General features: G+C 41.5%; 8 protein-coding genes. 1 reads left to right on the forward strand and 7 read right to left on the reverse strand.

Annotation, left to right across the window (positions count from 1 at the left end):
• The 7 genes from G460_RS22645 to G460_RS0108870 all read right to left on the reverse strand — a co-directional run.
• Positions 1–1,069, reverse strand: a 1,069-nt coding sequence (locus G460_RS22645; protein WP_026955009.1) for a glycine-rich domain-containing protein, incomplete at its 3' end; no start/stop codon positions are given.
• Between the two features lie 454 nt (positions 1,070–1,523).
• A complete protein-coding gene (locus tag G460_RS0108840; protein ID WP_026955010.1) occupies positions 1,524–3,155 on the reverse strand; it encodes an LVIVD repeat-containing protein in 1,632 nt (543 codons plus the stop codon).
• Positions 3,156–3,365: 210 nt separating this feature from the next.
• A complete protein-coding gene (locus G460_RS0108845; protein WP_026955011.1) occupies positions 3,366–6,404 on the reverse strand; it encodes a beta strand repeat-containing protein in 3,039 nt (1,012 codons plus the stop codon).
• A 318-nt stretch (positions 6,405–6,722) separates the two neighbouring features.
• A complete protein-coding gene (gene rho / locus G460_RS0108855; RefSeq protein ID WP_026955012.1) occupies positions 6,723–8,492 on the reverse strand; it encodes a transcription termination factor Rho in 1,770 nt (589 codons plus the stop codon).
• Positions 8,493–8,695: 203 nt separating this feature from the next.
• Positions 8,696–9,385 (reverse strand): DNA repair protein RecO, encoded by a 690-nt coding sequence (recO, locus tag G460_RS0108860; protein ID WP_026955013.1) that lies wholly within the window; start codon positions 9,383–9,385, stop codon positions 8,696–8,698.
• Positions 9,386–9,550: 165 nt separating this feature from the next.
• Positions 9,551–10,129 (reverse strand): thymidine kinase, encoded by a 579-nt coding sequence (locus G460_RS0108865; protein WP_026955014.1) that lies wholly within the window; start codon positions 10,127–10,129, stop codon positions 9,551–9,553.
• Position 10,130: 1 nt separating this feature from the next.
• The gene (locus tag G460_RS0108870; RefSeq protein WP_026955015.1) at positions 10,131–10,457 is read right to left on the reverse strand and encodes a 2Fe-2S iron-sulfur cluster-binding protein; all 327 of its coding nucleotides are present in this window, start codon (positions 10,455–10,457) and stop codon (positions 10,131–10,133) included.
• Positions 10,458–10,491: 34 nt separating this feature from the next.
• Between G460_RS0108870 and G460_RS0108875 the strand changes: the two genes are divergently transcribed.
• Positions 10,492–11,592, forward strand: coding sequence for a hypothetical protein (locus G460_RS0108875; RefSeq protein ID WP_026955016.1), 1,101 nt, complete (start codon positions 10,492–10,494; stop codon positions 11,590–11,592).
• Positions 11,593–11,612 lie beyond the last annotated feature (20 nt).

The raw sequence follows: 11,612 nt of genomic DNA on the forward strand, positions 1-11,612 counted from the left end.
CGATACAGCTTGATGCATTTGCCTGAGCGGTAAAGGTTGGGGTAGGAAGGGCGTTGACGGTAGTTGAGTTGGAAGAAACTGCAGCGGCAGCCGTACACCCGTTGGTATTTGTATAGTTTACAGAGACAGATTTGGCCCCTGTTGATTTCCAGACCAATGTCACAGAATTGTCCGTAGATCCACCACCAGAGGAGATGACATAATCTGTTCCAGCAGTTCCGGGAAAAGACCATGAATAAGCACTCATACCGGATTGAGTGGTATAGGTTATAGACTCATCGATACAGCTTGATGCATTTGCCTGAGCGGTAAAGGTTGGAGTTGGAAGTGGGTTAACAGAAATAGTTCCTGTAGTATTTAATGTTACTCCATAATTGGTTGTAATAGCAATATTATAAGTTCCAGAAACGGTTGTACTCCCTGAGATTGTCAAAATGCCCGTGGCACTGACAAAGTTGGCGTTGATTCCTGTCGGTAAATTTGTAACAGTTGCTGAAGATCCAGTAGGAACTGAATATGTAGCCGTTGTCATATTAGAACCCGAACAAATGGTTTGGTTGTCCGTGCCTGTTGCAGAGGTAAGTGCTATATAAGATATCCTGATTTGACCATTTGCTCCTGCAGCAACTGTATTATTATTATTGCCAGATCCACCGCCACCACTTCCTGGATTTGGTCCTGCTTGGCCTGGTTGGCCATTTCCACCACCATTTCCACCTATTCCAGAATTGGGAGAGGTGCCACCGTTTCCTCCTGAATTTCCAGATCTATTAGCACCATTTCCTCCATTTGTTTTAATTGTACCATAACCAGCTGTGGCTTGTCCTCCTAAACCACCTGAACCATTATTATTAGTGCCGGCAACTCCACCTGCAGCCATCAAAATGGTGTTGGAAGAAAACCAAGTATTACCCCCATTCAAATTTCCTGTTGTTCCGCCTTGACCAATTGAGTAATTATAGGAAGAAAGCAAAGTAGTGAAAGTAGATTGAGAGTAAGCTCCTGATCCACCACCTCCTCCACTATTATACCCTCCAGCACCACCAGCACCCCAAACTTCAACTTTCATTATTTTTGTGTTAGTTGGGACAATAAATGAAGTTCCTGAAGTTAATATTCTTGGGTTTTGCCCATGCGCCTCCCACCCGATCGAAATCAGAAAAAATAATAGGAAAGCTACTTTGGGTAAAAACTGCTTCAGATACATTGGGTTTTAGTTCAGAAATTAAATTTCAAAACCATTAAAATGTATTTCAAATATACGTAAATCTATTTATGCTAGAAAATTTGTAGCTGCAATTGTTTGAGAATCAGATGATAAGAGGACTTGTCGAACTTAAGATGTCGTTCAGTTAAATTTGGAGTCAAATAGATGCCTACTTGTTCCTGATTTTCCCTCTTATGTTTAATCTGTAAGACTTGAATATACGTAATAATTCATTTTTAAGCCTTTGTAGAAATTAGTCTAAACAAAAAGGCCTGACAAATCTGTCAGGCCTAAAAGAATAGGGTGTTACTTATTTTTAATCAAGTTTGCCTTCTGTGTCAGTAAAATCACCTATAATCTGAGCTCCGCTATTTATAGTCACGGTGCCATAGACAGTAAGTGTATTCCCTTCTCCGACAAATTCTAGAGTCGCGCCAGAGTTTAATCTCAAGTCTCCATAGATGACAGTACTACCGTGAAGACGAAGAGTAGATTGACTATTGATATTCAAAGAAGTGTTTTTCTGATACTGGCCAAATACAAATGATCCGCTAACCGTCATCATACCATTGCTGTTGACATTCAGGTTTTGCTCAATAGCCAAAGATCCGCAGAATAGGAAATCTCCACCTACGTTTACATTCTTCAAGACAGCTGCACCTGAGTAAGCTTGACTCTCATTGCTATTAATATTGAGATTTTGATTTCCAGTATAGCTTGGAAGTCCATCACAACCTAAATCAACGCCAGCAGGAGGAGTTTCTTGGGTATTTATTTTAAGAATTTGCAATCCATCTGCTCCTGTAGCTACGAATACAAATTTTTCTTCATTTCTTACAAAATTGGAAGAACCATCTAGGTCCAAAACACCAAATTCCTTAATGTTGGCTTTGTCACTTACATCGGAGATGCTGATTCCAGCGGCACCATTAGCCATGAAAAGCAAATTATCATCCACAGAAACTGCGTTAGTTACGATTTCACTTGGATCGACATCAGATGGCTTGATAGGGATTTCAAGATTGGCTACTTCTGTTCCATCATTGATTTGATAGATCCCAGCGCCAGTGCTTCCTTCAGAAACGTAGAGATAGTCATTGTCAATCTCAATTGTTCTTTTGGCACCGCTAGATTCTATCGCCACAGGAATGGTGTAAATCGTAGATAGGTTAGTTGGATCCATGACTCTGACTCCTTCTGTTCCGCTCAAAACAGCTAATCTATCTGATCCAAAAGCAGCAGCTCTCAAGTCAGTAATTTCTTGAGAGGAGCCCAAAACATTATTTGCATCCATCAATCCGACAATTCCAGGGTTCCCACTGGTGATGACTGTATTGGTATTTGTGTGTGTCACATCTGTCGCAACAAATCCAGGAATAGTGGAGAAGTTGAAGTCAGAAGTAAACTGTCCACCAGCCACTGAAACAGTGATTAGATTTGCTGGGGTATCTACTCCATAATCGGCATCTACATTGACCGCAGCGGCTAGAAAGAGTTTTCCGTCCTTGTATGCAATTGAACTGATATCTACGTCTTGGAATATTGCTTGAGCAGTGATTTTTGGATTATAGGCATCGCTGATGTCAAAAATTTCTACTCCGCCAAGATATGTTTCGCCTTCTGTATTATAAGATACATATGCAAAATCCCCATCAATATCCACATGAGTAGCTTTGAGGGTGTTTCCATTAGATTGAGGAGCGTCTACTTTTGATATCAAGATCAAAGGGATCTCCGATGCGGGGATTTCATCCTGAGAAATTCTGCCAGCTGGCAAGGTGGGATCGGTGATACCAATGACGCCTGCTCCTTCTTTGGATATACGTTGACTCAAAGTCTCAGTATCTGTATTTATTTGAATTGGATCTTGTTCCAACGGGTCTGTGTTGTCCTGGCATGAGAAAACTGCAAAGCTCAAGGCAAGACCGAGTACTAATTTGTTTTTCATAAGAATAGTGATCGGAATAGTTTGTTGTTGGTTATACTGTATAAATTGTATTTCGAATTGGTAAAAATGGAATTAAATTCTGATTTTACTTATTTATCGTAACGAATTGTCTGATTGAAAGGTTTGTTTAGGTCAAAATTGAAATAATATTTTGACATACTGCAAATAATTCAGAATTATTTTTCTGAAAATCAGGAAGATGGGGAATGATTAATTCCGGATTATTTTGAGGGACTGGCTGTTGCTACCCCATTGGATTTGAAGGACAAATAAGCCCTTAACGGAATTAGTGAGCCAAGAATTGACTGTAGATGCCACTTCGTCAGGATGATTGACTTCTTGGTATGTAACTTGACCAAAGGCATTAGAGAGGGTGATTCTTATTTTTTCATCTTGGATTATTCCCTGATCCTTAAGTAGGATTTTAATTTCTGAGCCATTACTACTTGGATTGGGGTAGAGCAGCCATTGATTCTCACCTTGGATAGCATCAATTTTGATGGATCGGGTAGCACTGTAACTAAAGTCCCCATCAAAATCCACTTGCTTGATGCGATAGTAGATGTATCCTCCAGTCGGTGGTAGGGCTCCGTCAGTAAATTGATAGCTTTGGACAACATCCGAATAGCCGCTTCCTTCTACTTCGCCTAGTGTTTCCCATTCAGTGACTGAATTTAATCCTCTCTCTATTTCAAAATGAGAATTTTCCCATTCTTTGGCGGAAACCCAATTCAGTTTAGCACTCCTTGATTGAGAAAGGTAGTCAGCAGTAAAGGATAGAAATTCAACAGGAAGGATTCGACAGCCTCCATAATAAGCAGGGGAGGTGGCAATTGTTATTTTGTCATTTGATTCATCCGTTGGGAAGTCACCAGTTACAGTGCCAGATGGTCTTCTTTCGTTACAAATAACTAACTGACTAGAGCCATTGACTATTACAGACCCGCTCCAATAACTGGATTTTGTGAGGTTCGTTTGAATAAGGATGTCTGCGTTATCATTTAAAGTGAGTGATGCGTCTCCTGAATCGCTAACGTTAACACTCCCCTTAAATGTCACAAAAGCATCATCGTTTATTTGAACTAAATTGCCAATGGAAGTATCACCATTTACATAAAAGACTGTATTGTCATTAATGTAAACTTTGGATTGGCCAGAGTTAGTTACTAATAAGTCACCTCCTACATGGATACTTGCCTCACCTTGTGTAGTGAAAGGATATCCATTGATGTTAAGATCATCATCAATAGATACTTTACCAGTTGTTTTAATCAATAAAGAGTTTCCTCCAGCTCCATTTGACTTTATTGATCCAGCGTCAAGTTCTCCTTCAATAGTAACATTTAGGTTTCCATTCAGATTGAAATCTGTAGACACAGTGAGTTTCGCATTTTCTCCAAGATTAATCGAACCCCCACTGCCTCCGGAGTTTACTGTATTGGTGGAATAGGTTCCTTCAATATTAAGTTGGGAGCCTGCCGCTCCATTGATTAAGGTTTGGTTGGAAATAATGACATCAGTATTTTCTCCTGCATTCAGTTTACCTCCTCTTCCTCCTGCATCACTAAAAGTTAGATTTTTAGCCTTTATGTATGGTTGTGGTGAGATAGTTGAATTATTTGTCAAATTGATGATGCCATTTCTTGAAATGGTCAGAGTTTCCGTGACATCAATTCCACCTGTTTCACCAATATTTACTGTAACGTCGTTAGACCCATTGTTTGCTAAAAGATTCAAATTTTTCTTGAAAATAGCTTTCCCATTAAGGGTAACAGTTGTAGGGTTGTTATTTGTGAAAAATGTCACATTATCATTAAATGTTGAGGAGCCATTTAATGAGATTGTACCAGCCATTGTAGTTGAATTGGTAACAATTAAAGTGCTTGATGCCGAATTGTTGAAGGTCATCGTAGCTACATTTGTATCAAAGGATAGGGTGGAAATGTTTAAAGTACCATTATTGGTGACACTTCCGCTTGCATTGATTGTAAGGTTTCCGGTTTGAATCCCATTATTAATGTATACAGTGTTATTATCAATCGTAACTTGTCCAGACTGTGTCCCAGTGTTAGTAAAGTTTGCAGTATTATTAATCCTGACAGTATTTGATGATGTTCCAGAGTTTGTGAAGGAAGAAGTGTTATTCATCGTAATACTTCCAGAAAGAAGAGCAGTATTAACAACTGATGCCGAATTGTTGGCCACGGTTTGACCTGACTGAGTACCTGAATTGTAAAATGAGGACGAATTTGAGAGGTTAATGGTATTGGTTATCGTCCCTTGATTAGAAACATTGCCTTTTTGTACATCTAAGGTTCCGTAGTTATTATATCTCCCACCTGAAAAGACATTAAAACTACTCTGATCATTGTTCATGGTTAGACTTCCTACAGCAGTTCCGTAAACATTTACTGTAATTTTCTTCGATGAATTATAATTGGTAAACAAACCTGATAAAGTGACTCCGGAAGCGATGCAGATAGTCAAATTGTCTTTATTTTGAAGATCTATCGCATATCCTCTATTTCCTCTGATACAGATGGTTGATCCGTCTTGAATTGTGCCGGTTATGGTGTTGCCATTGACAACAACATCGCAACCTGCTGGTCCGCATGAAGCGTTTGCGCTTAAAATCTTGCAAACTTCAGCTCCGTCACTAGATGAGGTCCACGATATATTACCTGAACTACCCGCAACACCAGAGGTTGAAGATGGGCAAATACCATTTGCATTTCCGGTCCATCCCGATATAGACACTCCAGATGCGCCTAGAATAAAATCAGCTTCTCCAATTACAATTTCTGAAGCTGGACCTTGAAGGTTGATCTCCACATTTTCAAGGGTGAAATCATTTCGATCGCTTGCCCTTGAATCTAAAACTAATTTCCCGCCTTCTTCAACGCAAATGGTCACATTTTTTAGTTCAGAAATATAGCCGAGTGTAAGTGTTGAGCCTGCACCAACAGAAATGCAGCCACCTTCAACTCTAAAACCAGGATTGTTTCCTTCATTCCCTCTATCCAAAGTCAAGTCAGCTCCATTGGAAAGGACAATTCCACCAATTTTTAGGTCATTTTCTTGCCATAGGTAAGAAGCATTGGATCCGTTAAATCGGACGATTGCTGAACCGTTTGAAATTTTCCCTGATGGAGACCAATTTGAACTTCCATTTGTTACCGTACCGCTAGATGTACTGTTATAAGTTTTCGTTGCGCTACAGCCAGCACACTGTCCCCATACCTCTCCCATGCCCAATATTTGGACAGCACAAAAAAACAGAAAAACAAATAGAATCTGATTCTTCAAGGAAAATTCTAAGTTTTTGGGAAGGGTGATCCCAAGTGATTAGTGATTAAGCTATTAAGGGTTTTGCAAAGGTAGTTAAGGTTTTAATGATTTTAAAAATATATAATGAAAAATGTTTTTTATATTTTATTTAAGCCTTTTCATGGTAAGAGGTATTGTCCAAGAATCAGCTATGAAGTTTGCTGATAATGCCTGTAAAACAAATGCCCCCTTGATTTGTTCCAATCAAGAGGGCATCCAAATCTTCAGGTGAAGGGCTTCCTACCCATTCATACTGATCAAAAACTCGGCATTGTCACGAGTTCCTTTCATTCTTTGAAGTAGGAATTCCATGGATTCCTGGGAAGTCATATCGCTCATGAGCTTTCTCAAGATCCAAACTCGCTGCATCTCTTCCTTATCCATCAATAGATCTTCTCTTCTGGTACCAGAACTCAATACATCGATAGATGGGTAGATTCTTCTGTTGGCCAGCTTTCTGTCCAAGGCCAGTTCCATATTTCCTGTTCCTTTGAATTCTTCGAAGATGACCTCGTCCATTTTGGAACCTGTTTCTACTAGTGCAGTAGCAATGATGGTCAAGGAACCACCGTTTTCTACGTTTCTTGCAGCACCGAAGAATCTCTTAGGCTTGTGAAGTGCATTGGCATCCACACCACCGGAGAGGATCTTGCCTGAGCTAGGTACCACAGTATTGTGAGCTCTGGCCAGTCGAGTGATGGAGTCCAAAAGGATTACCACATCATGACCGACTTCCACCATTCTTTTCGCTTTTTCCAAGACAATGTTTGCCACCTTTACATGACGGTCTGCAGTCTCGTCAAATGTAGATGAAATGACCTCAGCATTCACTGATCGAGCCATATCAGTCACTTCCTCTGGACGCTCATCGATCAAGAGGATCATCAGGTGTACTTCCGGATGGTTTTTGGTGATGGCATTGGCGATCTGCTGTAGCAATACCGTTTTACCGGTTTTTGGCTGAGCGACGATCATGCCTCTTTGCCCCTTACCAATAGGCGCGAATAAATCAACCACTCTGGTGGACATCTTGTCCGGAGTCGTGGTCAAGTTGAGTCTTTCTTCTGGGAAAAGCGGGGTCAAGTATTCAAATGGAACTCGATCTCGAATTTCATCTGTGGTTTTGCCATTGACAGTACCGATTTTCAAAAGAGCAAAGTATTTTTCACCTTCTTTTGGTGGACGGATGGAGCCTTTGATATGATCACCGGTTTTTAAGCCAAAAAGCTTGACCTGACTCGGAGATACATATATATCATCTGGAGACGCCAAGTAATTGTAATCCAAAGAGCGTAGAAAGCCATAACCTTCCTGCATCATTTCCAGCACACCTTCATTTTCGATTACTCCATCGAACTCACGAGGGCTAACGTAGGCCTTCTTGCGGGGATGAGAAACTGTCTCCGCTGCAGGAGCGAGTACTTCGTCTTGGGATTTGAAATTTTTTCTCTTTGGCAAATCAGCCTCTTGCTCGTTTTTGGCAGGAGTGGTTGGTTTTTCTTCAGAGGATTTAGGCTTTTCTTCTTGCTGAGAAGATTTATCTACGTTCACTTCCTCGAATACCCTTTTTCTAGGTCTAAAAGTTTTATTTTCCTCAGCAGGCTTTTCTTCAGGAGCCGTGTTTTTAGGAGCTTCTTCTTTCGGTTTTGCTTCCTTTTTCGGTTTTGGCTCAGGTTTTTCTTTTGCTTCAGGAGCCTTGGATGTTTTTTCTTCCTCTTTGGACTCGGCTACATTTTGCCTTTTGAACTTAGGCTTGTATTCCTTTTCTTCTTGAGGGGCGGGCTTTTCTGATTTTTTCTCCTCGGGTTTGGGAGCTTCAGGTTGCTGGGATTCAGCGAGAGAGGGCTTTTTCTTTGGCAGAGCTTGCTCTGGGGTGATGGCTTGCTGATCTAGGATAGCATAGACGAGATCGTCTTTTTTGAGAGATTTGTGGTTTTTGACGCCTAATTCCTCTGCGATTTCCTTCAGTTCAGATAGTAGCCTGATTCTGAGTTCTTCTATGTTGTACATAAAGAGGGTATGAAATGAGTATTGTGTAGTAAAATACAAACTTGGGATCGTGAATGATTTTCTGAGCAAAAAAGGTCTGCAGGAAAAACTCAAGCCAAAGTGGGCTGGCTTGCTCATACACGGTGATGGCACAATATTAAGTGTTCCTCTCGGAAATCGCAAATTTTTGCTTTTTCGACTCCCAATATTTCCTTTCTTTTTTGTCAGGGCATCAGTTGACGCAAGATTCCGATTGATTTCCAAGGGCTTGGGTTGTCCAGCTGCTCGCTATAAAACTCCAATAAATAATCCAAAAGAAGTCTGCGGATGCGGATGCCGTGAGTGGAACTGCATCGAAATCCATCACTTAGAAGCGCTTCAAGGTAGGATTTGACGAGTGGGATTTCCTCCGTAGCGAAGGGGAGCGAGCGACTTTCCTGGAGGTATTCATCAGCTTCATCCGGACCAAATCCCAAAAATTGGGCTTGTTTGACAAGGTAGGCTAGAGGAAAATGCTTGATATCACTGGTGTTCTGATCGAGGCGATGAAGGCTTTCGGATAAAAAATCATAAAGCCATTCGTTTTGGTAGTTGTCATAGATGGCTTTTCCAGTGACCTCAGCCATAAACATCGCCATACCAGATCTACTAAAGTCAAAAGGGATCAGTCGAAATGGATGGGAAATTTTGGCTTCAGAAATCCGCTGGAGGCTGCTGCTTTCTTTTTCGTAGACGACGAGCTCGAGGAGGGTCATAGGCTGAAAAAGAGCCGCTTTGGATTTTTTTCCCTGACTGCGGATTCCATTGATGATATAGGATTTGAGTCCGAGCTCCCGGGTAAAAATCCGTACAATCAGGCTTGTTTCCTTGTATTTGATTGCGCTGAGTACAATGCCTTCCGTTTTTTTTAGCATTTACTGTTTGAGACGATTGGCTTTAGACATAAGACATTAGATTCAAGAGCCTAGAAATAAGAATCAAGAACTTTCGAAGACCACAGGCCACAGACCACTGCCCACTGTGGTCCGTTGACTGTAGGCGGTGGACAATCTGTAACACTGATCACTGAGACTGCCAACTTACTTTTTGTCTTCATAAAAACACTTCCTACATCTGGCTTCGTAGCTTTCTTTTTCGCCTAGCATGACCTTTTGCTTCGAATCAGAAAGTCGAAATGAAAACGCAGCCAAATCTCCGCATTTCATGCAGATTGCATGGACTTTGGTGACATATTCAGCTATGGCCATGAGCTTCGGCATGGGTTCAAAAGGCTGCCCTTCGAAATCCATATCCAATCCTGCTAAAATGACCCGTTTGCCTTGTAGGGCTAGTTTTTGAGCCACAGAGACGATCTGATCATCAAAAAACTGTACCTCATCGATGCCCACGACATCGCAGCCTCCACTCCATAGCAGGATGTCTTCTGCAAAATTGACAGGACTGGACCGTATGGAGGTATCATTGTGCGAAACCACGTCTTCTTCATGGTAGCGTTTGTCGATACTTGGCTTGAAAATTTCCACTTTTTGACGGGCAATTTTAGCTCGGTTGAGGCGACGGATCAGCTCTTCGGTTTTGCCAGAAAACATGGAGCCGCAGATCACTTCTATCTGTCCCTTTTTGTCTTTGCGGCTCTCTATGGAAGATTCGAAAATCATGTTATTCGCTATAATCTAGATGTGGAAACTTGTTGGTGTCAGCTACACGCACGCAAATTTCCCCTTTTTGTAAAACTGCCTGACAAGATAAGCGTTCATTGAGTTGAAGTCTGTTTTGCTTCCGGAAAAAAAGCTCCCGATCGTTTAGTTCGCTGAGATTTTCCATTCCAGAGCGCACGATGATCTTACAGGAAGTGCAGCGGCCTTTTTTGCCGCAGGCATGCATCCAGTCTATACCGTTTTCATGAATTAATTCAATAACTTTACGATTACTTGCCTCTGAATTAATTGAGTGATTAAATAGATTTTCAATGACGATTCTGGGCATTTGTTCGTTGACTTTTGTAAAACACCTGCATCCAATGACCATTCAAATTAACAGCAATTATTTAGAAAAATACGCCGAAGAGTACGCCTCGATCGTTTGTGATCGATATTATGCTGGCAAGCAGTTTATTACAGGACAGGATATCGTACAGCTGACGAGTTCTGTTCAGGTCAATTTCTTTGTCATCAAGCGACTTTTTGAATTGTGGCAGGATGAACTCGCCAACCTGACCGCCAATCCGTATTTTGATTACAGGGATATTTCGGTACATGAAGCTTTGACTCAGTTTATGAATGTGCTCTCGCGTCGAATCAAAGTGGAGCGCGGAAGTTTCGAGCCGCTGGTCAAATATGCCGTGGCTCAATCTATTCTGGTGGCTACCGATCCAGTTTCGTTTTTCCAGCAAGAAATCGATAAAGCTCCTGCGGGAAAGATCAATGAATTTCTGAAGGAAAATAAGAAGTACTACAAATGGCATGAAAAGGCCATAACTTTTCTGATAGACAAAGCTGGTTTTGGCCATGATGAGTCTGCATACAAACGAGCCATTGCGGCCAATTACCAAGCCATTGCAGATAGCCTGGAATCTGTCAATTTGTTGATAGCAACATTGGGTGATGTGAAGGCTTTTGATCTGGATGCTTACTTGCAAGGCAGTCAGTCTACTACTGTCTCATCCACTAGCAGCCCTGTAGAGGATGAGGGGCAGGGGTCCTTTTTTGATCAAGTCGAAGCTCCGCAAGAAAAACAACCTGCGCCTAGTCCAGAGCCTCAGGTGACGCCTAGACCAGAGCCTGTAGTTCAAGAGGCCAAAACCACTTATTCCAATGGTAAAATCAATGCCCAAGATTTGAAAGTTCGGTATTCGGCAGAGAGCTATAGGGGAATGAAAAATGTCATCGGTGAACTGTCAGAAAGCTTGGCAATCAACCAGAGATTTATGTTTACAAAAGAGCTATTTGATGGCAACGCGGATCTGCTCGGTCATGCGCTCAAATCAATCGATGAGTGTAGTTCCTTTGAAGAAGCGGTAGGGCTCATTAACCACCGCTATGTGGAGGAGCTCAATTGGGATAGCTCTGCAGAACCGGTTCACGAATTTATGCAGCTGGTCTATCGCAAATTTGCTGATTAAGATTGCCGATCTTTTGCAAA

The organism is Algoriphagus vanfongensis DSM 17529 (assembly GCF_000429465.1).
In the GTDB taxonomy this organism is placed as follows: Bacteria; Bacteroidota; Bacteroidia; order Cytophagales; family Cyclobacteriaceae; genus Algoriphagus; species Algoriphagus vanfongensis.

What these genes read in the sequence shown, in the direction of transcription:
- G460_RS0108840 (WP_026955010.1), bottom strand. Translation starts at nt 3,155, where the DNA reads ATGAAAAACAAATTAGTACTCGGTCTTGCCTTGAGCTTTGCAGTTTTC.
- G460_RS0108865 (WP_026955014.1), bottom strand. Translation starts at nt 10,129, where the DNA reads ATGATTTTCGAATCTTCCATAGAGAGCCGCAAAGACAAAAAGGGACAG.
- rho (WP_026955012.1), bottom strand. Translation starts at nt 8,492, where the DNA reads ATGTACAACATAGAAGAACTCAGAATCAGGCTACTATCTGAACTGAAG.
- G460_RS0108875 (WP_026955016.1), top strand. Translation starts at nt 10,492, where the DNA reads ATGACCATTCAAATTAACAGCAATTATTTAGAAAAATACGCCGAAGAG.
- G460_RS0108870 (WP_026955015.1), bottom strand. Translation starts at nt 10,457, where the DNA reads ATGCCCAGAATCGTCATTGAAAATCTATTTAATCACTCAATTAATTCA.
- G460_RS0108845 (WP_026955011.1), bottom strand. Translation starts at nt 6,404, where the DNA reads ATGGGAGAGGTATGGGGACAGTGTGCTGGCTGTAGCGCAACGAAAACT.
- recO (WP_026955013.1), bottom strand. Translation starts at nt 9,385, where the DNA reads ATGCTAAAAAAAACGGAAGGCATTGTACTCAGCGCAATCAAATACAAG.